The 24065-nt window shown below is 58.3% G+C and carries 24 protein-coding genes; 5 read left to right on the top strand and 19 right to left on the bottom strand.

Going from position 1 to position 24065, the window contains the following annotated elements; translation table 11 throughout:
* Positions 1–244: 244 nt before the first annotated feature.
* From H6F57_RS04560 to H6F57_RS04520, 9 genes are all read right to left on the bottom strand, one after another.
* Positions 245–661: a hypothetical protein gene (locus H6F57_RS04560; RefSeq protein WP_190626463.1), complete on the bottom strand. Its 417-nt coding sequence runs from the start codon at positions 659–661 to the stop codon at positions 245–247.
* Positions 662–792: 131 nt separating this feature from the next.
* Positions 793–1740, bottom strand: a complete 948-nt coding sequence (locus H6F57_RS04555; protein WP_190626461.1) for an ABC transporter permease — start codon at positions 1738–1740, stop codon at positions 793–795.
* A 109-nt stretch (positions 1741–1849) separates the two neighbouring features.
* Positions 1850–2935 carry an ABC transporter permease gene (locus H6F57_RS04550; RefSeq protein ID WP_190626460.1) on the bottom strand — a complete coding sequence of 362 codons (1086 nt, stop codon included), beginning with the start codon at positions 2933–2935 and terminating at the stop codon, positions 1850–1852.
* A gap of 9 nt (positions 2936–2944) precedes the next feature.
* Complete coding sequence (locus H6F57_RS04545) at positions 2945–4138, bottom strand: BMP family ABC transporter substrate-binding protein (RefSeq protein WP_190626459.1); 1194 nt, start codon at positions 4136–4138, stop codon at positions 2945–2947.
* A gap of 288 nt (positions 4139–4426) precedes the next feature.
* Positions 4427–5593: an NDP-sugar synthase gene (locus H6F57_RS04540; protein WP_190626458.1), complete on the bottom strand. Its 1167-nt coding sequence runs from the start codon at positions 5591–5593 to the stop codon at positions 4427–4429.
* Positions 5594–5837: 244 nt separating this feature from the next.
* Positions 5838–6704, bottom strand: coding sequence for a segregation/condensation protein A (locus tag H6F57_RS04535; RefSeq protein WP_190626457.1), 867 nt, complete (start codon positions 6702–6704; stop codon positions 5838–5840).
* Between the two features lie 87 nt (positions 6705–6791).
* Positions 6792–7049 carry a hypothetical protein gene (locus tag H6F57_RS04530; protein WP_190626456.1) on the bottom strand — a complete coding sequence of 86 codons (258 nt, stop codon included), beginning with the start codon at positions 7047–7049 and terminating at the stop codon, positions 6792–6794.
* 97 nt (positions 7050–7146) lie between these two features.
* Positions 7147–7494, bottom strand: coding sequence for a LapA family protein (locus tag H6F57_RS04525; RefSeq protein ID WP_190626455.1), 348 nt, complete (start codon positions 7492–7494; stop codon positions 7147–7149).
* 190 nt (positions 7495–7684) lie between these two features.
* Positions 7685–8488: a DUF3153 domain-containing protein gene (locus H6F57_RS04520; protein ID WP_190626454.1), complete on the bottom strand. Its 804-nt coding sequence runs from the start codon at positions 8486–8488 to the stop codon at positions 7685–7687.
* A gap of 123 nt (positions 8489–8611) precedes the next feature.
* Here H6F57_RS04520 and H6F57_RS04515 point away from each other — a divergent pair, with 123 nt between their 5' ends.
* A complete protein-coding gene (locus H6F57_RS04515; protein WP_190626453.1) occupies positions 8612–11413 on the top strand; it encodes a cation-translocating P-type ATPase in 2802 nt (933 codons plus the stop codon).
* A gap of 188 nt (positions 11414–11601) precedes the next feature.
* Here H6F57_RS04515 and H6F57_RS04510 read toward each other — a convergent pair whose 3' ends face one another.
* From H6F57_RS04510 to H6F57_RS04500, 3 genes are read right to left on the bottom strand one after another with little or no spacing between them, the layout of a single operon-like run.
* Complete coding sequence (locus H6F57_RS04510) at positions 11602–11907, bottom strand: urease subunit beta (protein WP_190626452.1); 306 nt, start codon at positions 11905–11907, stop codon at positions 11602–11604.
* Positions 11904–12962 carry a S41 family peptidase gene (locus H6F57_RS04505; RefSeq protein ID WP_190626451.1) on the bottom strand — a complete coding sequence of 353 codons (1059 nt, stop codon included), beginning with the start codon at positions 12960–12962 and terminating at the stop codon, positions 11904–11906. Before H6F57_RS04505 ends, H6F57_RS04510 begins: the two co-directional genes overlap by 4 nt.
* 8 nt (positions 12963–12970) lie before the next feature.
* Positions 12971–13273 carry an urease subunit gamma gene (locus H6F57_RS04500; RefSeq protein ID WP_073606824.1) on the bottom strand — a complete coding sequence of 101 codons (303 nt, stop codon included), beginning with the start codon at positions 13271–13273 and terminating at the stop codon, positions 12971–12973.
* Between the two features lie 225 nt (positions 13274–13498).
* Between H6F57_RS04500 and pgl the strand changes: the two genes are divergently transcribed.
* Together pgl and H6F57_RS04490 are read left to right on the top strand one after the other, a co-directional pair.
* Positions 13499–14254 carry a 6-phosphogluconolactonase gene (gene pgl, locus H6F57_RS04495; protein WP_190626450.1) on the top strand — a complete coding sequence of 252 codons (756 nt, stop codon included), beginning with the start codon at positions 13499–13501 and terminating at the stop codon, positions 14252–14254.
* 193 nt (positions 14255–14447) lie between these two features.
* Entirely contained in the window at positions 14448–14882 is a 435-nt protein-coding gene (locus H6F57_RS04490; protein WP_190626567.1) for an FHA domain-containing protein, read from the top strand.
* A 91-nt stretch (positions 14883–14973) separates the two neighbouring features.
* Here the strand turns inward: H6F57_RS04490 and metK are convergent, their stop codons facing one another.
* The 3 genes from metK to H6F57_RS04475 all read right to left on the bottom strand — a co-directional run bounded on the left by metK (position 14974) and on the right by H6F57_RS04475 (position 17151).
* Positions 14974–16128 carry a methionine adenosyltransferase gene (metK, locus tag H6F57_RS04485; RefSeq protein WP_190626449.1) on the bottom strand — a complete coding sequence of 385 codons (1155 nt, stop codon included), beginning with the start codon at positions 16126–16128 and terminating at the stop codon, positions 14974–14976.
* A gap of 136 nt (positions 16129–16264) precedes the next feature.
* Positions 16265–16711: a SufE family protein gene (locus H6F57_RS04480; RefSeq protein WP_190626448.1), complete on the bottom strand. Its 447-nt coding sequence runs from the start codon at positions 16709–16711 to the stop codon at positions 16265–16267.
* 176 nt (positions 16712–16887) lie between these two features.
* On the bottom strand, positions 16888–17151 hold the full coding sequence (locus H6F57_RS04475) for a DUF370 domain-containing protein (RefSeq protein ID WP_190626447.1): 264 nt from the start codon (positions 17149–17151) through the stop codon (positions 16888–16890).
* A 320-nt stretch (positions 17152–17471) separates the two neighbouring features.
* On the opposite strand from H6F57_RS04475, the gene H6F57_RS04470 reads away from it, so the two are divergent.
* Entirely contained in the window at positions 17472–19226 is a 1755-nt protein-coding gene (locus tag H6F57_RS04470; RefSeq protein WP_190626446.1) for an NFACT RNA binding domain-containing protein, read from the top strand.
* 65 nt (positions 19227–19291) lie between these two features.
* Here H6F57_RS04470 and H6F57_RS04465 read toward each other — a convergent pair whose 3' ends face one another.
* Both H6F57_RS04465 and H6F57_RS04460 read right to left on the bottom strand, forming a co-directional pair.
* A complete protein-coding gene (locus H6F57_RS04465; protein ID WP_190626445.1) occupies positions 19292–20476 on the bottom strand; it encodes a class I SAM-dependent methyltransferase in 1185 nt (394 codons plus the stop codon).
* 3 nt (positions 20477–20479) lie between these two features.
* On the bottom strand, positions 20480–22534 hold the full coding sequence (locus H6F57_RS04460) for a thioredoxin domain-containing protein (protein ID WP_190626444.1): 2055 nt from the start codon (positions 22532–22534) through the stop codon (positions 20480–20482).
* 134 nt (positions 22535–22668) lie between these two features.
* Here H6F57_RS04460 and nfi point away from each other — a divergent pair, with 134 nt between their 5' ends.
* A complete protein-coding gene (gene nfi / locus H6F57_RS04455) occupies positions 22669–23379 on the top strand; it encodes a deoxyribonuclease V (protein WP_190626443.1) in 711 nt (236 codons plus the stop codon).
* A 36-nt stretch (positions 23380–23415) separates the two neighbouring features.
* Here the strand turns inward: nfi and H6F57_RS04450 are convergent, their stop codons facing one another.
* A complete protein-coding gene (locus tag H6F57_RS04450; RefSeq protein WP_190626442.1) occupies positions 23416–23802 on the bottom strand; it encodes a type II toxin-antitoxin system VapC family toxin in 387 nt (128 codons plus the stop codon).
* Positions 23802–24065, bottom strand: a complete 264-nt coding sequence (locus H6F57_RS04445) for a type II toxin-antitoxin system VapB family antitoxin (protein ID WP_190626441.1) — start codon at positions 24063–24065, stop codon at positions 23802–23804. Before H6F57_RS04445 ends, H6F57_RS04450 begins: the two co-directional genes overlap by 1 nt.

Genomic DNA, 24065 nt, shown 5'->3' with positions numbered 1-24065 from the left:
TTCAGATCGTTGCAGCGACAACCCTAGACAGAAATAAAGTACTTTTCCCGAAACAAGGCCTAGGGTGGCATGGGAATGCGCTATCGCGCCAGCGTAACGCATCAGGCTGTCGCGGTGCAGTGACTCTCTGTGCGATCGCCTCAAAGACATTCCGTAGACGAAGATATCCCTACTGTCTGCTGCTTCTCAATGGGTGAGGCCCCGCATTCCCGCGTAGGTGGTAGCTTCTGCTCGGAACAATTTGCTAAGAGGCTGTCTCCGGCTCTGGATTCTTCACGCTGGCATCGATCTCATCGAGGGTTTGCAGCACCAGTCGCTTGGCCTGCAACTCCCAGCCCAGCTTTTGCACCTGAAAGGCCACGTAAAACCCAATGCCCGTGGCAATGAAATCCAGGGGTTGCTGGCCTGAAATACCCAGCAGCAGCCCCAGCCCGCCGATGCCCCAAAAGGGCAGGGCCACCGTCTGACGGTTTTCTTGGATGAGCTTGGCAACAAAATTGTTGGGAATGCTTGCCGCCACTTCATCCCGCACGGTCTGCTGCTGGGGATAGGGGACAGCAAAGCTAAACTTGCGGCGCAGTTTCTCAATCTTGCGGGCGTCGGTGCTGTACTCTGTCAGCTCGTCTTCTGCCATACGAATGAGCTGCTCAGCTTGGGTCATGGGTGATATCTCAGGCTAGTTACAAGGGCGGCCAGGGTTCGAAGACGCACGCATCAGGGTTGCGCCGGCTTTCATTATCCCACTGCAATGTTCCTGCGAATAATTCTCTCTGCGGATGGGGAGGCAGGTCGCTAATCGCTTTGGCCTAAGGCCCCCGGAGCACCAGTTAGGGTGCGTTTGGGTGAGCAGGTGACAATCATGATCAGCAGGGTCAGAATGTATGGGGCGGCGTTGAACAAGTAATAGTACGAATCAATACCCACCGACTGAAATGCTGGCCCTAGCGCCTGGGCCCCGCCAAATAGCAGGGAGGCCCACAGACATTGCCACGGCTGCCAGCGGGCAAAAATAACCAGGGCCACCGCCATCAACCCCTGCCCACTGGAGATGCGCTCGGTCCACACGCCAGGGTAAAACAGCGACAGACTCGCCCCGCCAATGCCTGCTAAAAAGCTGCCCGCCACAATGCTGGCCATGCGCACCCAAAAAATCGAAATGCCCATAGCTAGGGCGGCGTCGGGGCTGTCGCCCACGGCTCGTACGTAGAGGCCCCAGCGGGTGGATTTGAAGAACCAGCTCATCAACGGCACGATCGCCACCCCCAACAAAAACAGCGGGCTGATTTGCAGCGCCGACTGCACCTGGGATAGGCTGCTCCAGCCGCCTGCTGCCAGGGTGGGCAACTGAGGCGCCTGGGGTTGAATGAAGGGCTTGCCAAAAAAGTTGGCTAGCCCGCCGCCAAAGATAATCATGGCGATGCCCACCGCCACATCGTTGACCCTTGGCTGCTGCGCCAGCCAACCGTGGATTGCTCCTAACCCCATGCCCGCCACTCCCGCCGTCAGCACTCCCAGCCAAGGGGCCAGGGTGGGGCCAACTATGCCCGAACTCAAGTAGGAGACGGCATAAGCGCTCATCGCTCCCATCAGCAGGGTGCCCTCTAAGCCCAGGTTAATTTTGCCGCTTTTCTCCGTCAGGCATTCGCCCAAACTGACTAGCAGAAAGGGCACGCTACCCCGCAGGGTACCGGCCAAAATGCCCAGGGGGACGCCCCACCAGCCCAGTGCCTCCGTTGCCATTGCTGCCCCTCACGTATTGATAATTCAAGCCATGCTCGGTAAGCTTCCCGTCGCTCATCCTGCGGGTGATGAGTGCCTAACCCATCCACCCATCCACCCATCCACCCATTTACCCAGCCATAACCGCGCCTTCAGCCTGTACCTCCCGCTCCTGAAACACTTTGAAGCGCCCGTAGAGCGATTCGCTGTAGAGCACACAGAGAAAGACGATGCCCTGAAAGACCATCACAGTGGCGTCGGGCAGGTTGTGCGATCGCTGCAAAATGCCACCGCTGGCCAAAATACCCCCCAGCAGCACCGACACTAGCACCGTGGCCAAAGGGTTGTGGCGGGCCACAAAGGCTACCAAAATCCCGGCGTAGCCATAGTTCGACACAATCGATTCGTTCAGCCGCTTTTGCACAGCGGCCACTTCTACCATGCCCGCTAGCCCGGCGCAGGAGCCAGCTAGGAAGCACACCGCCAGGGTGAGCTTGCCCACCGGCAGCCCGGCAATGCGGGCGGCGCGCACATTGCCCCCAGCGGTGCGGGCAGCAAAGCCAAAGGTGGTGCGCTGCATCAAAATGTAGGCTAGGGCCGAGGCCACCAGGCCGTAGATTAACCCCCAGTGCACCCGGGTGTCGGGCAGATTGCCCAGCCAGGCGGCTGGAGCAATCTCAAAGCTGGAGGGCTTGCTGACAAAGGCGGGGTCGCGCAGGGGACCTTGCACAAGGTGATTGATCAGGGCGATCGCAACGTAGTTCAGCAGCAGGCTGCTGATGGTTTCATTTACCCCCCGATAGTGGCGCAGTGCCCCTGCCACCATAATCCAAAGGCCCCCAGCCACGAGGCTGCCCAGGGCCATAGCCAACAGCACCAGGCTGCCCGGCAGGCTCGGCCCTAGGGCCAAACCCACTAACACCGCCGCCAGGCCCCCAATTACCAGAGCCCCTTCGTTGCCGATAATCACCAGCCCTAGCCGGGCCGGTAGGGCTGTGCACAGGGCCGTCAGCATCAGCGGTGAAGCGCGCAGCAGGGTGTTTTGCCAGGCGCTCCAGCTGCCAAAGGCGGCTCGATAAATGGAGCTATACACCGCTAGAGGGTTGGCCCCGGCCAGGGCACAAAACACCCCAAAGATCACCAGGGCAGACAGCACTGCCCCCACGGGCAGAGCCACCGGTTCTAAGGATCGCCGCCAGGTTGTTGTAGACGCCATGGTGATGTCCTAGCTAATGGACCCAATTACACCCTCGACAAAGTAGTCCATTTTCTCAAGCTCAATATTGTCGATTTTGAGCTGCTGGTCGGCGGGCAAAATTTCGCTGCCGGTGTTGCTCATCAGCGGCCCATCGTAGATCACCACCTCCCCAGACTTGATGCCAGCCAGGGCGGCATCGCCAGCGGCCTTCGCCTCGTCGCTGACAGCAGGGCCGTAGGCCGAGAGCTTACAGAAGTTGTCGGCTAGCCCACCCCGCAAAATGTGAGGGATGTTTCCCGCCATCAGGGTTTTGCCTGCCATCAGGTCTTTGCCCAAGGTGGTGTAAATGCTAGACCAATCCCACTCGGCCCCGGTTAGATAACCCTTGGGAGCCAGGGGGCTCTGGTCGGCGTGGTAGCCCGAGGTCATCACCCCGCGCCGTTCGGCGGTTTCCATCACCACTTTGGGGCTATCGACGTGGCAGGTGATCACTTCAATACCCTGGTCGGCCATGCTGTTGGTGGCTTCGGCCTCTTTCACCGGCACTGACCAGTCGCCGGTAAAGATCACCTGGGTGGTGGCATCTGGGTTGACTGACCTGGCCCCAAGGGTAAAGCTGTTGACGTTGCGCAGCAGCTGCGGAATGGGCTTAGCCCCCACAAACCCCAACTTGCCCGCCGGGCTCATGTGGGCTGCCACTACTCCAGCTACGTACTGAGCTTCGTCGATGTAGCCAAAGTAGCTACACACGTTTTTGGGGTGCACGCCCTCCTGGTATAGCCCTCCGGCGTGGAAAAACTGCACGTCGGGAAATTCTTCCGCCAGGGCGAGAATGTGGGGGTCGAAGTAGCCAAAAGAGGTGGGGAACAACGCTTTGGCCCCGTCGATTTCGATCATACTGCGCATGGCTTCGGCAACCGCCGTGGTTTCGGGCACGCTAGCCTCTTCCACCAGGCGAATGCCGGGCACATTGGCAGCCATGGCCGCAGCCCCCTGGGCATGGGCCTGGTTGTAGCCAAAGTCATCCTTAGGCCCGACGTAGATAAAGCCCACAACCAGTTCTTCTGGGGCAGACCCATCGGTGGCCGCGCTGCCCTCGGTGCTGGGCGACTGGGCGCAGCCGGTGCTAAATTTGGCCGTCAGCCCAAAGGCGGAGGAGGCTAACAGCCCCCGCACCACCTGCCGTCGCGATAGGCGAAAAGAACGGTTGCGATCGCTCATTGTGGTTACGACTCTCTCCAATACAGGGGTAGAACATACTAGCGTTAGACTCACAGCTCTACCTACGAATCGGGACGCTCTTGACGCTGGCTCGATTCGCCTGGGGCTGTCCTAAGCTTTTACACTATCTCTCTAAGAATTGATAAAAGGTTCCAAAGTAGTTGTATCAGAAACAACACTTCGTCGGCTCCGCCACTATCCTAGGATAGAGATTAGCTAAAATAAAGCCCCAGAGTATGTCGCTCTGGGGCTTTATTTTGGGCTGATTAAGGGTTGACGACAGTGGCGCTAAATGTGCTGCTCTAGCAGCTCGGCGATCGCCCGATGCTCTACCGGCGGCACTAGCGGGAACTCCTGACGGGTGTCGGTAATCAGCCAGTCGAGGGCAGCGGCTTTCATGTCGATAGAAGCGCCGGTTTTGTCCACGCAGTAGCGGCCAAACACCAGCTTGTCCACTAGGCGCACGCCGGGGCCAATGCGCGAATATTCAAAGATCACGCTCTTGTCGACGATCGCCCCACTGCAGATCGAGCAGTTGTTGCCGATGGCGCTGGGGCCAATGATGGTGGCCCCGTCTTCGATGTGGGTCATGCCGCCGATGTAGACCGGCCCTTCGATGTTGACCTTATCCCAATTGGCCTTCACATTCAGCCCTACGTAGACGCCGGGGCGAATCTCGTGACCGGGGATATCCACTAGGTTGACCACGCCAGTGAGCACGTCTTGAATGGCGCGCCAGTAATCAGGCACCTTGCCGATGTCGACCCACTCAAACTCCATGGGAATGCCGTAGAAGGGGGCATTGTTGGCCACTAGCTTAGGCAGCAGGTCGCCGCCAATGTCAAACGATGTGCCCGAGGGAATGTAGTCAAATACCTCGGGCTCAAAAATGTAGATGCCAGTGTTGATCTCGGTGCTGAGGGCTTCTTCGACGGAGGGCTTTTCTTGGAATGACTTGACCCGCCCTTCAGAATCGGTGACCACGACGCCATAGCTGGGTACCTGCTTGAGGGGCACAGTCTTGGTGATGATCGTGGCAATCGAGCCCTTTTCGCGGTGGCGGCGCACGGCCTCAGACAGGTCGAGGTTGATTAGCGCGTCGCCGCAAAGCACCACAAAGGTGTCGTCAAAAAAAGGCGAAAAATCTTGGATCTTGCGCATTCCCCCAGCGGAACCAATGGCGTCGCCCACCAGTTCGCCATTTTCTTCGATGCGACCCTCAAATGAGTAGGCCAGCTCAACCCCAAAGCGTTGCCCGTCGCGGAAGTAGCCCTCAATTTCGTTGGCCAGGTGGCTGACGTTCACCATAATTTGGTCGAAGCCGTGCTGGCGCAGCAGTTCGAGCAAGAACTCCATCACCGGTTTCTGCATGATCGGAATCATGGGTTTGGGAATGGTGTAGGTGATGGGCCGGACACGGGTGCCTTTACCGGCAGCCAAGATCATGGCTTTCATACGAATAAGATCCTTAAAATTTATGGGGTTATGATCTGTAGAGCAGTTTGGCTAGTTAAGGCCATAGCCGACTACTCAGAAAAAGCTGGAAATAACGTTAATCTAGGGCAATTGCACTTGGTCATGCTAACAGCGCTTAAAACCAGAGCACCGGTAACCCATCGACCTTCAACGAGTCATTACACTTTCTTTAAAGTAGCCTGGCATCCCTAGAAACGGTAACCTTCGTGCGTGCCTCTCCGTCTTAGTCAGGCAGAATAAAGGCTGGCAGTTCGGCCTCTGCGGCGGTGAGAGGGGCACGGTTAAGATTTCTGACTCGTAAATCGCTGTAGAACTGATCTTGGCCGAGCTCTACCTTCGACTGGGCTGAGAGAAACAGCAGGCCCCAAAACACCCCAACCTTCTCATGCACCGCAGCGGCGTGGGGGGTGTCAAAGTCGTGGGCGTCTTCGAGATCGGCGGGCTTGAACTGGGGCCAGTGCTGGAGCAGCAGCTCAAAGTCGATCCAGAGAGTGTCTTCGCCGAGCTCGTCCCAGTACTGGTCGAGGAAGGCTTCGAGGGCGGCAGCAATTTCAGAAAGGTTTTCCTGGTGGGCCAGCTGGGCGATCGCCCGCACTGCCTGTCGCTGGGGCTGGGGCCGCGCCCGCCGGGCACGAATGCGCGGCTGGTGGTCGGCCATCACCGTGGCCATAGTTTCGAGCTGCTGAATCAACTCGTGGAGCGTGACCTGCCGCCGCTGGGGAATGGGGGCCACGGCGCGACGGTGTAGGTGCCGCTCCAGGTTACGAGGCAGGGGCACTAGGTCAGGAATTTCTTCTTCCCAAACCTCTTCGGGGTTGGCTTCGGCTTCGGCCTCGGCTTCGGCCCTTACCATGGTGTCGGCCTTGAGTAGCACCAGCATAGAGGCGTAGAGAAACCCCTGGCCCGACTCCGAGAGGTTGGCTTCGTAGGGGGTGCGGCCTTGGCTGGCCAGGGTTTCAGACTGGGCTTTGAGCAGTGACAAAAAGCGATCGATCACGTCGATCACTTTGACATCCCACGGGTCGATTTCACCCTGGTCAGCCAGGTCGATAAGAAATGCGATCGCGGTTTGAGCCAGGGATGATGACATAGGTCAGGCGGTGCAGAAAAGCTTGGATGTCACTAGACAGCCCCCGCTGTCTGAGTCGCCATGACGCGGCTATCGGCTCATGATAGCTCAAAGGCCCGTTTTACCTAACGACTCCATCACCGCATCGATTAGCGCTTGTCCCCAAATCATCGCCATTACCCCGCACCCAAGGACGACGAAACCGACCCTGGCAATCTGCATCGAATCGAGACTCAATGGAGAGCCGTAGGAGAGGGGCAGCGCAACTAGCACAGCGCCCAATGCAGCACCCCCGGCAAACCGCGAGGCCCACCTGAGGGGCGAGAGCTGAGTATCCTTAGTAGGGTCATTATTGTCTGGCATCATGTCGCTTTCTCTAGCTCAACATCGAGTCCATCAGCCAGATCATAACAACTGAGGTCGATGGCAATCTGTCCCATACCTCCAGCCCCGCTGGTTGCAACTAAGCGATTGCTTCTCCATCTTCGACCTGAGCGGCGGGCAGCAACAGGCTCTGTTCTTCGAGCTTGACCTGGTAGCGCTGCACGTCCTGCTCCAATTCCTGAATGCGAACTTCTCGCTGCTGCACCTGCTTACCAAAGGACATGTAGCCCTGCACCTGTGCCCAGACGCTAAACACCCAGGCAAACACCGCCCCAATGCCCATTGCCATAATTAGCTCGACGCACAGCGGTGCTTCCACATCCAGCCCGGGGGCGATGTGAATCAGCACTCGCTCAGTGTTCTCAATGCCAAATAGCACCAGGGCTAGGGCAATTACAAAGATAACGACGAAATTTATCTGCCTCATGGCTCCGGGCCTCCCACCGCTAGTCAAATTCGCTAGGTCTATTTAACCAGGCAGACTTTGTTTTTGGGTAAAGGTTTTTAGGAAATGAGAGGTGAGTAAAGTCAAGAGATGAGGAAGATGGGGAAGGTGAGGGAGTTTGGGTTCTGCTGGCGTAGCGCTCTACAAGTCGAAGGAAAGGGTGGGGGAGTGCTTAGGGGGTAGGGAACTTGGGTTTGAAGATGCGGTAGCGGAGGCCATAGCCAGCGAGCACTAGAGCGGCTATACCGAGGGTGCCGAGGGCGATCGCGTTGGGCAGCCAGAACGCGGCATCAATGAAGGTGATCTGGCCTGGCTCAAGCTGCCAGGTGGCTCCGGTAGCGTCTTGCTGAATAGGGGGGGTGGCGGTGGGTGCAAGTTGGGCCAGGCCCCAGGGCACTTGCAGTCGAAAGCGCAGGTCTGCCCAGGGGGCGGGGTCGGCTGAGCTATCGCCGTTGGGAGGCAGCTGGCGCAGGTCGAGGGTGTAGGTAAGGTGGGTGCGGCTGGCCAGCAGCCAGTTGGTTTGGTCGATGTCTAGGGCAAAGGGGACGGGCTCCCAGCCGGGCACTTGTAGGTAGGTGGGGCGGTCTGACGGGGGTATTTCTCCGGCTGCGGCTGATTCGATCGCTAAGTCGCTGGCACTAGCAAAGAGCTGCTGAAAGCGATCGCCCAAGTCGTTAGCGGTACCAAAAGGCACAGTGAGGGTAACGGTCTGCGAGTTTTGGCTGAGCTGGCCGCCGAGGGGGCGGGATCGCACCTTCAGCTCCTCTAGCCAGGGGGCCAGGGTGGGCTGGGCCAGGGCGGCTCCGCGATCGCTCAAATCAATCGTTTGCGAAATCTGGCCGTGGCTCTGGTGGTCAAAGCGTAGGGTGAGGTCGTAGCGCAGGCAGCCGCTGAGCAGCAGGGGCAGCAGCAGCAGCAGCGTTTCCCGGAGGGGTAACTGCGCGAACCGCCTCAAAATTTGGTGAACAAACTGCATTGGCCTTCGGTCAACCCCCAGCGTCATGTGCCAAAATCACTTTCAAAATCAATTTTTGTGCCCGGTTCCGTAGCTCTTGGCCAAGGCTATACCATTAGATTCAACGGTAGCCGGTAGCGTTGCATGAATGACCTCTCTCCAAATTCTACGACCGCCTGGCATTCGGTTGGCATTGACGAGGCCATCAGTCAGTTAGACAGCAATGACGACACCGGCCTCACGGCTCAAGCGGTGCTCAATCGCCGCAGCCAGTATGGCTCCAACGAGCTAGAAGAAGTCGGGGGCCGCCCCGCTTGGAGCATTTTGCTCGACCAGTTCACCAACATCATGCTGCTGATGCTGATTGCGGTGGCGGTGGTGTCGGGGGTGCTGTCCTTTAGAAATCAAGAATTTCCCAAGGATGCGATCGCGATTTTTGCGATCGTCATTCTTAATGGTGTGCTGGGCTACCTGCAAGAAAGCCGGGCCGAGAAAGCCCTCGCCGCCCTCAAACAGATGGCGTCGCCCAGTGTGCGGGTGCAGCGCGACGGTCGCCTGCAAGAGGTGCCCTCCCAAGACCTGGTGCCCGGCGACATTATGCTGCTGGAGGCGGGAGATCAGGTGGCGGCTGATGGTCGCCTGCTAGAAGCCAGCAACTTGCAGCTGCGCGAGTCGGCCCTGACCGGCGAGGCCCAAGGGGTCAACAAACAAGCCACTCGCACCCTGGCGGCTGACACAGGCCTGGCCGATCGCAAGAACCTGGTGTTTCAGGGCACGGAGGTAGCGCAGGGCCGGGGTCGTGTGCTGATCACCGGCACCGGCATGAAAACTGAGCTGGGCCGCATTGCCGCCATGCTGCAAGGGGTCGAAACCGAGCCCACTCCGCTACAGCAGCGCATGACCCAGCTGGGCAATGTGCTGGTCACCGGGTCGCTGACTCTGGTGGCTATTGTGGTGGGCGCTGGCGTGTTTTTTGGCGGCTGGGGAGCCTTTGAGCGCCTGCTAGAGGTGGCCCTGAGTATGGCCGTGGCGGTGGTGCCCGAGGGCTTGCCGGCGGTGATTACCGTCACCCTGGCGATTGGCACCCAGCGCATGGTGCGCCGCCAGGCCCTGATTCGCCGCCTGCCTGCTGTCGAAACCCTGGGTTCTGTGACCACGATTTGCTCTGACAAAACCGGCACCCTGACCCAGAACAAAATGGTGGTGCAGCAAATGCGCACCCTCTCCCAATCGCTGCAAGTTACCGGGGAGGGCTACGCCCCCGAGGGGGAATTTATTAGCCAAGGGCAGCCCGTAGACCCTCGCCGGGTGCCCGATGTCGGTCTGCTGCTGGTGGATGGCCTGCTGTGCAATGACTCTGTGCTGCAAAAGGAGGCCGGCGACTGGGCCATCATGGGCGACCCCACCGAGGGAGCCCTGGTGGTGATGGCGGCCAAAAGCGGCCTCGATCGCCATCGCCTGGGCCATGAATTGCAGCGGGTTGTAGAGTTTCCCTTTTCCTCAGAGCGCAAGCGCATGAGCGTGGTGTTTAGTGGCGTAGATACCCTGGCCGCCGATCTGGCGCTGCCCAAAGCTCTGGCTAACGTTCCCTATCTCATGCTGGCCAAGGGGTCGCCCGAGATGCTGCTCGACTGCTGCACCAGCGGTTTGAAGGAGACAGAGCAGTTTGAGCTAGATCAGGAGATGCGATCGCGCATTCTAGACAACAGTGCTGAAATGGCTGCTCAGGGGCTGCGGGTGCTGGGCTTTGCCTACCGCCCCATCACCACGGTGCCCGATGAGGGTGACCCCGATCTGGCCGAGCGCGACCTGGTGTGGCTGGGCCTAGTGGGCATGATCGACGCCCTGCGGCCCGAGGTGCGGGTGGCGGTGCAGCGCTGCCGGGCCGCTGGCATTCGCCCGATGATGATTACCGGCGACCACCAGCTGACCGCGATGGCGATCGCCCAAGACCTGGGCATTGCCGATGCCGAGGCCAAATCCCTCAGCGGCGCTGAGCTAGAGGCCATGAGCCAGGCCGAGCTAGAGGCCGTGGTCAAAGAGGTCAACATCTATGCCCGAGTGTCGCCTGAGCACAAGCTCCGCATTGTCAAAGCCCTGCAAAAAGACCACCAGATCGTCGCCATGACCGGCGACGGCGTCAACGATGCCCCAGCCCTCAAACAGGCCGAGATCGGCATTGCTATGGGCATTACCGGCACCGACGTGAGCAAAGAGGCCAGCGACATGGTGCTGCTTGACGACAACTTTGCCACGATCGTTGCCGCCACCGAAGAGGGCCGGGTGGTCTACACCAACATTCGTCGCTTTGTGAAATACATTCTTGGCTCCAACATTGGCGAACTGCTCACCATTGCCCTGTCGCCGCTGCTGCTGCCGATTTTAGATGTGCCCCTGAGCCCGCTGCAAATTTTGTGGATGAACCTGGTCACCGACGGTTTTCCAGCTCTGGCTCTGGCGGTAGAACCGGCCGAACCCGATGTCATGGAGCAGCCTCCCCACGACCCCCAAGAGGGCATTTTTGCCCGTGGATTGGGGGCCTATATGCTTCGCATCGGCGTAGTGTTTGCCGTTATCTCGGTGTCAATGATGGTGTGGGCCTACCATTGGTCTCAGCAGGGCGGCGACCCCGATCGCTGGAAGACGATGGTGTTTACTACCCTCTGTTTGGCTCAGATGGGCCATGCGATCGCCGTGCGCTCTGGCAGTCGCCTCACAGTAGAAATGTCGCCCTGGTCAAACCCCTTTGTGCTGGGCGCGGTAATTCTAACCTGCGTGCTCCAACTTATGCTGATCTACGTAGAGCCACTGCGAAATTTCTTTGGCACCCACCTGCTCAGCCCCTTCGAACTGCTGATCTGCTTTGGCTTTAGCACCCTGCTATTTGTCTGGGTCGAGGCCGAAAAAATCTACCGCCGCATCCGAGGTAAAGTCGTGAGGGACTAGCATTATTCATTCAATCACCCCTCTACATCATGAGCCTTACGCAGGCCCTTGCCTCTCCCGCTGGCTCACTAAAGCTCCACTAAGTGAATCTGACCGTCGTAGGTGGCTCAGTTGCTCTCAGATAAAAGTCTTTGAGCTGGCGCTTAGACTTTAAAATTATTCATTGCTACAGGGCGACAAAATCTGGGCTACAGCGCCCCTTCGACCTGGGCATTAAACCCGTAGACCCGTCGCTCCCCAGCCAACGGCACCAGAGTCACATCGCGCTCATCGCCCGGCTCAAAGCGCACCGCAGTTCCGGCGGGGATATCGAGCCGCATCCCCCGCGCCCGATCGCGCTCAAAGCTCAGCGCCGCATTCACCTCAAAAAAGTGAAAGTGAGAGCCGACCTGAATGGGGCGATCGCCCGTATTGGCCACCGCCAGCGTCACGGTAGCTTTACCCGCGTTGAGCTCGATCTCACCCTCAGCGGGCAGCAGTTCTCCAGGAATCATGTCGGGCCTCCTAGGTTGGCAATTAAGTCTTGGCGCTTTTGCTGAAGCGATCGCTCAACTCTGGGCAGGGTTTCCTCTAGCTCGCGGCGGGCAACGCCCTTAGGATCTGCCTCTAGCAGGTGGTTGAGGGCCATCAGGTGAGCCGTATCGAGAGCCGTTTCTGCCGGTACCTTAACGGTGGGGATCACCCCTGTACCATCCCAATTTTTGCCGGTGGTGGGGTTGATCGCCTGACCCGTGGGCATAAACACCCAAAAGTGGTCGTGCAGGCGAAAGCCACGCCCCGGATTGGCCCCGCCGCGCGTGGTTTCACCCACCACGGCCCCGCGCTTCAGCACTTGCAGGTTGTAGGCAAACTCCTCCGCCGCTGAGAAGGTCTCAGGGCTGGTGAGAGCAAAGACTGGCTTGTCGAGGTAGCGCTGCCCTGGCACGTAGGGCACCGTCCACCACTGGTGGGTTTCGTCAGTCTCACTCCAGTACAGGTCGTTGAGGTGAACGGGTGGGTGGGCAGGGAGTAGGTAGCTGCACAGCAGCGCCACTGTAGCTGGGGAGCCCCCCTGGTTGTGGCGCAGGTCAAAGATCAGGGCATCGGTGTGGGCCACCAGAGTCATGGCGGCGGCCAGGGTGTCGCCGGCAAACTCCGGCGGCTCAAAGCTAAACAGCTGAATGTAGCCCACGTTGCCCGGCAGGCGCTCAACTTTGTTCAAGTCAAAATTGCGGCGGCGGCTGGCCTGATACTGGCGCTCAATCTCGGCGGCGTCGGGTGCGGTGTCAGGCTCCAGGTGAGGCAAAGGAACAGGGCTGAAATGCAGGCGCAGGTTGCGATCGCCGCTCATCTCCTGCAGCTGAGCCGTTAGCGTATCGGCCAGCTGCTGCCCGCCGGTAATCTCGCCGTAACCCCCAGCCTCTAAGCGCTGCTCAATGTCAGCCTGAATTTTTTCCGCCACCTCCGGAAACACATAGGCATCGAGCTGGGTCACCAATGCTCCCAGCACAGCCTCGATCGCATTAGCGTCCAGTACAATCTCCCCTGGGTTAGAGCCAGAAACAGCCATAGATCGCCCTACCGAATGGGTTCGTGAACAGTAACTAGCTTGGTGCCGTCGGGGAAGGTAGCCTCCACCTGCACATCGTGAATCATCTCCGCTACCCCATCCATCACATCGGCCCGGCTCAGCAGGGTGGTGCCATAGCTCATCAGGTCGGCCACCGTGCGCCCATCGCGCGCCCCCTCTAAAATGGCCGCAGAAATGTAGGCAACGGCCTCGGGGTGGTTGAGCTTTAGCCCTCGGTCTTTACGGCGTTCGGCCACCAGGGCCGCAGTAAAAATCAGCAGCTTGTCTTTTTCCTGAGGGGTCAGTTGCATGGGGCGAGATGCGATCGCAGGGTACAGAGCTAACCGTAAGCTTTCAAGGTTTTGGGCGGCTTGTCAACCAACGCCTTCACCCAACTGAGTTCTGGCTTCAAAATTAAAGCTTAAGCCATCGGCGGTGGGGTAATAACTACGTTAGTCTGCTGGTGAGAAACAATCAGAATGTTTTGAGTGTCTAGCCCCGAGACCCGCTAGAGCCCTATTTGGTAACCCCTGCCTATGACCGCGCCGCAGCTTGAGATCTTGCCTGACAAGCCTGCCCTGGTGCAGCGGGCTCTGGCCCTGGTGGTCGAGGCCATCCACAGCGCCGTAGCCGACCACGATTACTGCACCCTGGCCCTAGCAGGTGGCAGCACCCCCAAGCCCCTCTACAGCGGCCTGGCCGAGCAAGACCTGCCCTGGGAAAAACTCTACATTTTTTGGGGCGACGAGCGCTACGTGCCCCTCGACCATCCCGATAGCAACGGAGGCATGGCCAAGGCCGCCTGGCTCGACCAGGTGCCCATTCCGCCCGACCACATTTTGTATGTTCCTACCCTGGAGGGGGATCCAGCAGCGTCGGCCCGCCAGTACGAGGCGATGGTCAGGTCGACTTTTGGCGGGCTCCAGGGCCTCGGCCCTAATCAGGTACCCCGCTTTGACCTAATTTTGCTGGGCATGGGCGACGATGGCCACACCGCATCCCTCTTTCCTCACACAGAGGCGTTGGGGGTAGACGATCACCTGATTACCGTGGGCCAAAAGGGCAATGACCCTCGCCTCACCTTTACCGCCCCGCTGATTAACCACAGCCATCGGGTCATGTTTTTGGTAGCCGGGGCTGACAAACAGGCTGCCCTGGCCCAGGTGTTTGCCACCGATGGTGACGACCAGGCCTATCCCTCTCGACTGGTGCGTCCCCAAGGAGAACTGCGTTGGCTGCTCGATCGCTCAGCGGTAGGCGACCTCGACCTGGCAGCGATTGCTACGAGCTAAAGCTACTGACCAGGGGTTTCACTCCTCTCTGAATTGCTGCGGTACTGAACTATTATCTAAGCAGGCTGCTCAACAGTCCTGGAGATAGATGGCGCCTACCAACCGTCAGCGGCTGAGAATCCTAAAATGGGGGTTGGCTTCGTCAGACTCTTCTATGATTAGACACTACAGGGATCGTTTTTGATTGAGTAATGTGATTACCCTCTCGCTGCTCCATCCTCTGCACAAAACTCCAGTGCAGAGCTGGTCTTTTGACCAAGAATCGGTGATTCGCATTGGTCGATCGACCGATAACAACGTGGTTCTATACAGCGCTGTGGTCTCTCGCCACCACGTCGAAATCCACCGCACCGAGGCCGGCTGGGCGGTGAAAAGCATCGGCACCAACGGTACCTACCTCGACGGTCGTCGCATTACCGAAGTCGCTGTAGAAGACGGCCTTGTCATTCGCCTGGCGCGATCGGGGCCAAACATTCAAATTCACATGTCTGAAGAAAAGCGCGACCCCCTAAAGGAATTGCTGAGCCGTCGCCGCACTGAAGACGCTAAAGACCACGACCACGGCACCCAGAGCGAGCCCAACGACGAATCCGCTCTGCCCCACCAGATCACCGTCATCAATCAGTAGAAGGTTTTATCAATTTATAAACTCAATTACAAAGGGGGGTGACGGTCAGCTGACCGCCCCCCCTTTGTGTCGTGCTTGCTTAAGTCACGCCCTAAAGAGCGGTCTTGAGCAAGTCGGCTTTGTCGGTTTTTTCCCAGGTGAAGTCGGGCAGTTCGCGGCCAAAGTGGCCGTAGGCCGCTGTCTGCTGGTAAATGGGACGGCGTAGATCGAGCATGTCGATCAGGCCCTGGGGGCGCAGGTCAAAGTGTTTGCGCACTAGCTCTGCGATCGCCCCGTCAGCAATCTTGCCTGTGCCAAAGGTGTTAATTGAGATCGAGGTGGGCTGAGCCACCCCAATGGCGTAGGAGACCTGAATTTCGCAGCGATCGGCTAGGCCCGCCGCCACAATATTTTTGGCTACGTAGCGCCCAGCATAGGCCGCCGAGCGATCGACCTTAGTAGGGTCTTTGCCCGAGAATGCGCCGCCGCCGTGGCGAGCCATGCCGCCGTAGGTATCGACAATGATTTTGCGCCCGGTGAGGCCGCAGTCGCCCACGGGGCCGCCGATGATGAACTGTCCGGTGGGGTTGATGTGATACTGGGTATCGGCGTGAAGCCAATTGTTGGGCAGCACCGGCTTAACGATCTCTTCCATCACCGCTTCGCGGATGTCGGCTTGAGAAATATCGGGGTCGTGCTGGGTCGAGAGCACCACCGCCTCGACTGCCACCGGCTTGAGATTGTCGTAGCGCAGGGTTACCTGGCTCTTGGCATCGGGGCGTAGCCAAGGCAGTACGCCGCGCTTACGCAGGGAGGCCTGCCGCTCTACCAGCCGGTGGGCGTAGTAAATCGGGGCGGGCATCAGGGTATCGGTTTCGTTGGTGGCGTAGCCAAACATCAGCCCCTGGTCGCCTGCGCCCAAATCTTTGTCGGTGGCTACATCGACGCCCATGGCAATGTCTGACGACTGCTTGCCAATGGCGTTGAGCACCGCGCAGGAGGCCCCATCAAAGCCCACATCGGAGCTGTCATAACCAATGGCCAAAATCACGTTGCGCACAATGTCTTCTAAATCGACATAGGTGTTGGTGCGCACCTCCCCAGCAATCACGGCCATGCCGGTTTTAACCAGGGTTTCGACCGCTACTCGGGCATGCAGGTCTTCTTTAAGAATGGCGTCTAAAACGGCGTCGGAGATCTGGTCAGCCATTTTGTCGGGATGGCCTTCAGACACCGACTCAGAGGTGAAAATACTGTACTCGCTCATGGAATTAGGCCCAACCAGTGGCAGAAGGAATGCAGACGAAATTCAACCAAGGCTGAATCGCATTCCAAAGTTTACCAAAGTTTGAGGAAGTGCCAGAGCCGTGGCCTGTCTACCCTTATGGATGGCGGGGCTGAAGTTAGCTCAGCAGCGCCCCCGGGGCCGCCCCATCGTGCAGTCCCCGAGCCCTTTGCTGCATGGTCTTAAAAATGTTGTAGAAGCCGTTGGCCCGCGACGGTGTGAGGCTGACATCGAGCTGAGTGTCTTTGATGAAATCGGGAGTGAGAGTGACGATTTCGTCGGGGGTAAGGCCGTTCAGGGCTTTGATCAGCAGTGCCACCAGCCCTTTGGTGATCTGAGCATCAGAGTCAGCCTGATAAACCACTTTGCCATCAATTAAATCAGCTACCACGAACACCTGGGAGACGCAGCCTGGCACCTTATTTTCGGGGGTTTTGTACTCTTCGGGCAGGGGGTCGAGTTTCTTGGCAAACCACAGCAGCTGCTCGTAGCGACGCTTGGGGTCAGCGGCCTTTTGAAAGCGGGCCACAATTTTCTCAATAGATTCAGGGCGATCGGCGGGCATGGCGCGGGTAGGGTAACGACCTCCTAGTAGTCTACCAAGCGGTGTCGGAGGATGAGGGGATGAGGAAGATAGAGGAATGAGGAGATGGATGAGTTCAAAATTGAGAATTCAAAATTTTGAACTTTTCACTTTACACTCCTCTCCTACCGCCTCACCTTCCTCAACTCCTCATCGTTCTACCCCTTCCCGTCGCCATCTTTGCCGCTGACAAAACGGTGGGCGACGGTCTCGGGCTGAATGGCGGACAGAATGGTGTGGCCTGAGTCGGTGATGATGACGGCACGGGTGCGGCGACCGTAGGTAGCGTCGACGAGCTGCCCCCGCTCGCGAGCGTCGGAGATAATGCGCTTAATGGGGGCAGACTCGGGGCTAACGATGGCAATCACCCGATTGGCCGATACGATATTGCCAAAGCCGATATTGATAAGCTTGATGTCCATAATATATAGAAGGGCGATAACGGGAGGTGCTAGTGCTAACGCCAGGGTTATCCCCGACTGGCCAGAAAACCCGAGGCTTTTTGGCACTATGCTCTACATTTGAGCCCAGATCAGACTTATTGCCATACTAACGAATCCATCTAGTGCTGAGGGCTAATATCGGGCGAAATTTCAGATTTTTGGCGATTTCGTTCCCTAGGCTACATCTTTCGGCCTAGGGGCAGCTCAATCGGGTCTTCTTAGCCCTTTATCGGGTTTCTCTAGCTAATCTAGCTTTAGGAGTGCCCTGCTTACCCTGTCTCAGCTTGGAGGATTGTGTTGTGCAGCCGGTTGACTTTACTACTCTGATGGCCCTTTGCCAAAGCCTTGAGGCTGACTGGGTGCCCGCCCGCTGCGAGACGGTGGTGCAGATCGACACGACCACCCTGGCGCTGGCGCTTAGAACTCTCGATCGCCGCAGCTGGCTGACGATTTCTTGGCACCCCCAGGCAGCGCGGCTGCACATAGGTGATGCGCCACCCAAGGGTCAGGATACGTTTACCTTTAGCCAGCAGTTGAAGCACCAGATCAGCCAGCTGGCGCTGGTGGCGATCGCCCCTGTTGCCCCTTGGGAGCGCGCAATCGATTTGCAGTTTGGCCCTCGCCCTGGCGACCCGCCCCAGTGGCACCTGTACGTTGAAATCATGGGCAAGTACAGCAATGTCATTCTGGCCAATGCTCAGAACCAGATTGTGACGGCTGCCCACCAGGTGAGCGATCAGCAGTCGCGGGTGCGGCCCATTCAAACCGGCGACGCTTACGTGCTGCCCCCGGCGATCATGAATACGCTGCCCAGCCTGAAGGAATCCCAAGCCTCTTGGCAGGAGCGGGTGACGCTGGTGCCCACTACGCTCAAGAAAATGCTGATGCAGAGCTATGGGGGGCTGAGTTCGTCACTGGTGCGATCGCTCCTCTCCGCCGCCCATCTAGCCCCTGACCAAGCCGCCGATACCCTAACCCAGGCCGACTGGGATCGTCTATTTGACGCGTGGCAGCGGTGGCTGACCTGTTTGGAGAAGAGGGATTTTTATCCCGGCTGGGCCGAGGGGGGCTACACGGTGCTCGACTGGGAGGGGGTGGCCCCGGTGGCAGATATCAATACTCTGCTCAACCAGTACTATGCCCGCGAGATCGCCCTGCAACAGTTCGATCGCCTCAAAAATCAGATTCAGCAGCGGCTCAAGGGTGTGCTCGACAAGCTGCGGCTCAAGGGCAACACCTTTGGGCAGCGCCTCGACCAGTCGGCCCAGGCCGACCAATATCGCCAGCAGGCCGATCTGCTAATGACCTACAGCCACCAGTGGCAACCTGGGCTGACCCAGCTCACTGTGGAGGATTTTGATACTGGAGCGCCCGTTACCCTCGCCATTGACCCCGACAAAACGGCAATTCAGCAGGCCCAGCGCCTCTACAAACAGCATCAAAAACTGAAGCGAGCCAAGGATGCGGTGGCTCCGCTGCTGGCCGAGGTGCAGGGCGAATTGGCCTATCTAGAGCAGGTAGAGGCGGCCCTGACCCAGCTCCCCACCTACGACGAACCGGCGGATTTGGAGGCGTTGATCGACATCCGCAACGAGCTGATTCAGCAGGGCTATATGGCCTCGCCCGACTACCGACCCACTGACCGCAAGGCCAACGAAGAAGGCTTCCGTCGTCTACAGACTCCCGATGGCCTGCCGGTGCTAGTGGGCCGCAACAACCGCCAAAACGATCTGCTGATCTCAACTGTGGCCACCGACTACGACCTCTGGTTTCACACCCAAGAAATTCCTGGCAGCCACGTGCTGCTGCGGTTGGGGGCGGGGGATGTGCCCAGCGATCGCGACCTGGCCTACGTCGCCGACTTAGCCGCCTACTTTAGCCGTGCCCGCCAGGCCGATCAGGTGCCGGTGATCTACACTCAGCCCCGCCATGTCTACAAGCCCAAGGGCGTGCGCCCCGGCATGGTGATCTACAAACACGAAACGGTGATTTGGGGCCAGCCCCGCCGGATCGAGCAGCAGCAAACTAAACTGCTGGAGCCTGTAGAGGCTTAGCGAATTTTGTTCATCATCACCTGAGGAAAAAGGGCTAGAAAGGGATGTTTGAAGATTTACGGCACCTACATCAACGGCGGCACCGTCAGCCCTTTCAGTGTCTTGGCGGCGGGGAGTAGCCCCTTGCCCTGCACCAGCACCACAAAATTTCCCAGGCCCATGGGGTTGATCAGCTGGTGAAGTTTCTCGCGGCGTTGGATGGCGAGGTTGACGGTGGTGGGGTCGCTGGCCTGAATTTGACCTAGAGCAGCGAGGCGATCGCCCAAGCCCAGCGCCATTAAAAACATGCCCTGCTGCGTCGCCTCCAGGGTTTCTAGGCCGCAGTGCTCACCCTGGCGTTCCAGCGCGGTGAAGTTGACATGGGCGGTAATGTCTTGGTGGCCGAGGTGACTGTAGGGATTGTCGTGGTGGGCGTGCTGGTAATAGCACTGGAGCGTTCCTAGGGCACGTGCCCGGCTATAGTAGCGGCTGGCGGGGTAGCCGTAGTCAACGGTGAGCACATAGCCCTGTTGGAGTTTGGTGGCAACCGTTTTCATCCAGTCTAGGGCGGCGAGATGAACTTCGGTGCGATAGCCGGGGGTGTATTGGGGATCGGCTAGGTCGATGCCGACAAAGGCAAAGTAGTCGGCTAGACGCGGGGTTGATGGAGCATCTAAGACTTCTACTACAGGGGCGTCTGGGCCGTCGGCTAGGGTGATATAGACTTCTTGCAATCCCGATTCTGTCATCACGACCTGGTGCACGGGCAGGGCATCGACCAGTTCGTTAGTAAAAAAACAGCCAGTGATGCTGTTGTCAGGAATGTCTTCTAGATTCAGCCAAGTGACTCGTCCAGCCCAGGGTGACAGGCGCTGCTCTTGGGCGGCTCGCAGCCGGTCAGACTTTTCGACAATTTGATAACTCAGAGCAGCAAAGCAATCAGGAAAATGGTTTTGCAGAGCACCCAGCGCATCGGCGGCGATCAATCCCTGGCCAGCCCCCATTTCCACCAGCGAGAAGGGATTGGGGCAACCCAAGTTCTCCCACATTTCGGCGAACTGGATGGCCAGCAACTCACCAAAGTCGTGGCCTAAGTGGGCGGAGGTAACGAAGTCTCCTTCGAACCCCAGGATGGTTTCTTTGCTTGTGTAGTAGCCGCCTTGGGGATGGTAGAGGGCTAGCTCCATAAACTCAGCGAAGGAGATGCGCTGGTGGGGCGACTGGCGAATGCGATCGCACAGCGCCTGGTACAAATCTGGGTTGTGAGGCATAGATTAGCGGGGCCGGAGGGTTTGCAACTGCTGCCGTAGTTTATCCACAGAATCTGCTACAGCTAAACAGGTAGTGCCTCGGCACACCATACCCACAGCCTCAGCGGACAGATCATTGGAAACCGTGAAAACAGTCGTTGGCCAGTATTCTGCCGCTAGTTCAGGAATGATTTCTGCTACAGCTTTGACCACGGTGCTGTTGCGAAACCAGTTGAGTCCCGCCAGCAAACTGGGGCAAGCGCGAGGAATCTTTTCTATGACGGTGCCAAAGGCTTGCAGGGTGCGATCGGCGCGGTCTAAATAGTCCAAGTTGTCGGTGAGCAGAGATAGACGCACGAGGTTGGCAACGGCTACTCCATTCGCCGCTGGTGCCGCGCTGTCTTGATAGGGGCGCTCCTGTACCAACAAATCTTTGCCAGCGGCGGTGCTGACATAGCCCCCCTGGTCAGCGCTCCACAGTAAATGGTCGAATTCCTGCTGGGTTGAAATCGCTAGTGTCAGCCAGTCGGTGTCGGTAGCGGAGCCTGGAATGGCCAAGGTAGCCTGGTGCAGGTCGAGAAATGCTTTGATCAGCAGGGCGTAGTCTTCAGATTGGGCCTGCACTTGGGGAACGCCGTCGTAGCCCAAACGGTGCAACCGACTACCGATCCACTGGTGCTGGCGAATGTGCTCGGCGGCGGTTACAGCGGTGGCCAGATAGTCGGGGCTTTGCAACACCGTTGCCGCCCGTGCCAAGCCAGAAATCATCAGGCCGTTCCAGGCCACAATCAGCTTGGTGTCGGTCACGGGCGGAATGCGGCCCGGCCAAGTCTGGGTTTTAGCCGCCTGATTATTGATTGCTGGGGGAAAGGTCTTTAGCTCGGCTGCCGGGGTGCCGTAGCGCAGGGTAAAGAGCTGACCGAGAGCCGATTCGACCTCGCTGGAGAGGGGGCCAAGGTCAAATCTTTGCAGCACGATTTGCCCCTCAAAGTTGCCCTCAGGGGTCACCGCAAAGGCATTGGCCAACGCCCGCAGCTGGTCAGGGGTTAGCGTCGATTCCAACGTCTTGTAGGGCCAGGCGTAGAAGGCACCTTCTTCTGGCTCGATGTCGTTGGGGGTGACAAAGCTGTCGGCATCCTGGGCAGCATAAAAATAACCGACTGAGGCGGTCATTTCACGCAAGAGCCAGGTGTGGGTAAGGGCGATCGCCCGCTCAAAGGCCGGTTCTCGCTGCCCGCTGGCCCACAGGTCAGCCAGATACTCCACAATCATGCCGTTGTCGTAGAGCATCTTCTCAAAGTGGGGCACCGTCCAGCTTGGGTCTACGGTGTAGCGGTGAAAGCCGCCGCCCACGTGGTCATAAATGCCGCCTAGGGCCATGTCTTGTCCCCGCTGGCCGCAGAGGTGGGCGACATCTAGCTCCAGATCAAATCGCCGCCCGCCCAACACTGCTGCCGCGTAGGGAATCATTGGAAAGCAGGTGCCCTGACCTGAAGGCACCAGAATTTTGGCGTTGGCGGTTAGCCCTGCATAGAGCACATCCGCCGATGGAATCGTCGGAGTCTCCGGCAACTGCGCTCCCTGGTGCAGATTGCCCATCACCGCCTCGGTGATCTCGGCCAGACGGGCTTTCTCGGTGTCGTAGAACTGACGCAGAGTTGTGAGCACCTGTAAAAAACCAGGTCGCCCATACTTCTGCTCTAACGGAAAATAAGTGCCCCCATAAAACGGCACCCGTGTTTCAGGATGCAGCATTACGTTCAGCGGCCAGCCCCCTTGCCCAATGAGCATTTGCAGCGCCTGCATATAGATGCTGTCGATATCGGGCCGCTCTTCGCGATCGACTTTGATAGGGATGAAGTTGGCGTTCATGTAGGATGCGATCGCCTCATCCGAAAAGGCTTCCCCTTCCATCACCGTGCACCAGTGGCAGCTAGAGTAACCAATCGACAGAAAAATTGGCTTGTCATCGACCTTGGCTCGCTCCAGCGCCTCGTCGCACCAGGGCCACCAGTCGATTGGGTTTTCGGCGTGCTTTCGCAGATACAGACTGGGCGAATCTGCTAGACGATTAGCCATAAAGGTGAGGCGGTGAAGGGCATGATCACCCTAGCATGGCGGCAGTTGGAGGGTTTACGGTCTAGGGTTTGAGATTGGGGTAAGGGTACAAAGCATTTACAAGCACTCATTTAGGATCGGCAAAGCACAATACTATGCAAATTCAGTTTCCAGAGAACTGGCCGACGACGCCTGCTGAGGCGATCGCCCTTCAGCAGACCCTCGCACCCCAGATTGTCCTCGAAGATCGCATCCCCAACCCCATTCGCTACGTTGCCGGGGTGGATGCCGGGTTTGAGGATGAGGGCGAAACCACCCGCGCCGCTGTGGTGGTGCTGTCGTTCCCCGATCTGACTCCGGTGGATGAGGTGCTGGTGCGGCAACCTACCGTATTTCCCTACGTGCCGGGGCTGCTGTCGTTTCGGGAGGTGCCTGCGGTGCTGGCGGCGCTGGCCCAGCTCAAAACCGAGCCAGATGTGATTCTCTGCGATGGCCAGGGGATCGCTCATCCTCGGCGGTTGGGGATCGCGTCGCATTTGGGGTTGTTGTGCGATCGCCCTACCGTTGGCGTCGCCAAGTCGCGCCTGGTGGGCACCCACATTGAGGTACCGCCCGACAAAGGTATCTGGGTACCGCTGATGGATCGGGGCGATCGCATTGGAGCCGTGCTGCGCAACCGTGCCAACACCAAACCGCTGTACATTTCTCCCGGTCACTACACAACGCTAGAAACTGCCATCGATTTGGTACTTCGATGCAGCACGAAATACCGCCTGCCCGAAACCACCCGCTACGCCGATCGCCTCGCCTCTTCCGGCACAGGGCAATCGGCGTTAGGAGAAGTTCAGCAGGGCCGATTGTTTTAGGTCGAATGGGATAAAGCGATATCTAGATGGCAAGCGTTATGCCTGAGCGATATCCGTTTGAGAAAAGTCGTTCCCCTTAAACAGCAGAGGTTCATTTCTAGACTTGGCCAGAGCGTAGGCAAAGCAATCGCCAAAGTTGAGGCCTGCCAGATGTCGTCCTTTGCCGTAGTTGCGCCAGGCCGTTGCAGCCAAATCAGCTTGCAGCCGATCGAAGGCCACTACGGTTATTTCTGCTTCGTAGACAAACAGTTCTAGCTCGGCGCGGCCTAAGGCCTGCTTGCGAGATTCAATTACCAGACTGCATTCCACCAAAGTAGGGGCTGAGATAAGGCGAGTTGTGGCGGCAGCAATCTTTTCGTTAAAGGTTTCCCGTTCAGCTTCGGCAAAAAGAATAGCCACGATCGCTGAAGTATCGATCACCATTAGCTAGGTAGCCCGTGCTCGTCGTAGCCCAAAATTTCGTCTGCGCTACGGTTGTCATAATCAGGCAGGGCAGCACAGCGCAGCGCAATCTCATTGAGGCGATCGGCCAAGGGGCGGGGCTGTGGAGCAGTTTTGCCGGCCTTAAATTTAGCCAAAGCCTGTTGAAGCGCCATTTTGACAGCATCGGTTAGACTTTGGCCGGTCAGTTCTGCCAGTTCTTGTGCCATACGGTGAGCTTGAGGATCTTGGATGTTCATGCCCAC

It is taken from the genome of Leptolyngbya sp. FACHB-60 (assembly GCF_014695775.1).
Taxonomy (GTDB): Bacteria; Cyanobacteriota; Cyanobacteriia; order Phormidesmidales; family Phormidesmidaceae; genus Nodosilinea.
The sequence above is the reverse complement of the archived record's forward strand: the minus strand, read 5'-3'. Positions and strand labels throughout refer to the sequence as shown.

Coding starts and splice junctions, on each gene's coding strand:
- H6F57_RS04480 (WP_190626448.1), bottom strand. CDS start 16,711: ATGCCCGCCGATCGCCCTGAATCTATTGAGAAAATTGTGGCCCGCTTT.
- H6F57_RS04465 (WP_190626445.1), bottom strand. CDS start 20,476: ATGCCTCACAACCCAGATTTGTACCAGGCGCTGTGCGATCGCATTCGC.
- H6F57_RS04535 (WP_190626457.1), bottom strand. CDS start 6,704: ATGTCATCATCCCTGGCTCAAACCGCGATCGCATTTCTTATCGACCTG.
- nfi (WP_190626443.1), top strand. CDS start 22,669: ATGCAAATTCAGTTTCCAGAGAACTGGCCGACGACGCCTGCTGAGGCG.
- H6F57_RS04560 (WP_190626463.1), bottom strand. CDS start 661: ATGACCCAAGCTGAGCAGCTCATTCGTATGGCAGAAGACGAGCTGACA.
- pgl (WP_190626450.1), top strand. CDS start 13,499: ATGACCGCGCCGCAGCTTGAGATCTTGCCTGACAAGCCTGCCCTGGTG.
- H6F57_RS04515 (WP_190626453.1), top strand. CDS start 8,612: ATGAATGACCTCTCTCCAAATTCTACGACCGCCTGGCATTCGGTTGGC.
- H6F57_RS04530 (WP_190626456.1), bottom strand. CDS start 7,049: ATGATGCCAGACAATAATGACCCTACTAAGGATACTCAGCTCTCGCCC.
- metK (WP_190626449.1), bottom strand. CDS start 16,128: ATGAGCGAGTACAGTATTTTCACCTCTGAGTCGGTGTCTGAAGGCCAT.
- H6F57_RS04475 (WP_190626447.1), bottom strand. CDS start 17,151: ATGGACATCAAGCTTATCAATATCGGCTTTGGCAATATCGTATCGGCC.
- H6F57_RS04550 (WP_190626460.1), bottom strand. CDS start 2,935: ATGGCGTCTACAACAACCTGGCGGCGATCCTTAGAACCGGTGGCTCTG.
- H6F57_RS04520 (WP_190626454.1), bottom strand. CDS start 8,488: ATGCAGTTTGTTCACCAAATTTTGAGGCGGTTCGCGCAGTTACCCCTC.
- H6F57_RS04460 (WP_190626444.1), bottom strand. CDS start 22,534: ATGGCTAATCGTCTAGCAGATTCGCCCAGTCTGTATCTGCGAAAGCAC.
- H6F57_RS04525 (WP_190626455.1), bottom strand. CDS start 7,494: ATGAGGCAGATAAATTTCGTCGTTATCTTTGTAATTGCCCTAGCCCTG.
- H6F57_RS04450 (WP_190626442.1), bottom strand. CDS start 23,802: ATGGTGATCGATACTTCAGCGATCGTGGCTATTCTTTTTGCCGAAGCT.
- H6F57_RS04540 (WP_190626458.1), bottom strand. CDS start 5,593: ATGAAAGCCATGATCTTGGCTGCCGGTAAAGGCACCCGTGTCCGGCCC.
- H6F57_RS04505 (WP_190626451.1), bottom strand. CDS start 12,962: ATGGCTGTTTCTGGCTCTAACCCAGGGGAGATTGTACTGGACGCTAAT.
- H6F57_RS04510 (WP_190626452.1), bottom strand. CDS start 11,907: ATGATTCCTGGAGAACTGCTGCCCGCTGAGGGTGAGATCGAGCTCAAC.
- H6F57_RS04500 (WP_073606824.1), bottom strand. CDS start 13,273: ATGCAACTGACCCCTCAGGAAAAAGACAAGCTGCTGATTTTTACTGCG.
- H6F57_RS04555 (WP_190626461.1), bottom strand. CDS start 1,740: ATGGCAACGGAGGCACTGGGCTGGTGGGGCGTCCCCCTGGGCATTTTG.
- H6F57_RS04545 (WP_190626459.1), bottom strand. CDS start 4,138: ATGAGCGATCGCAACCGTTCTTTTCGCCTATCGCGACGGCAGGTGGTG.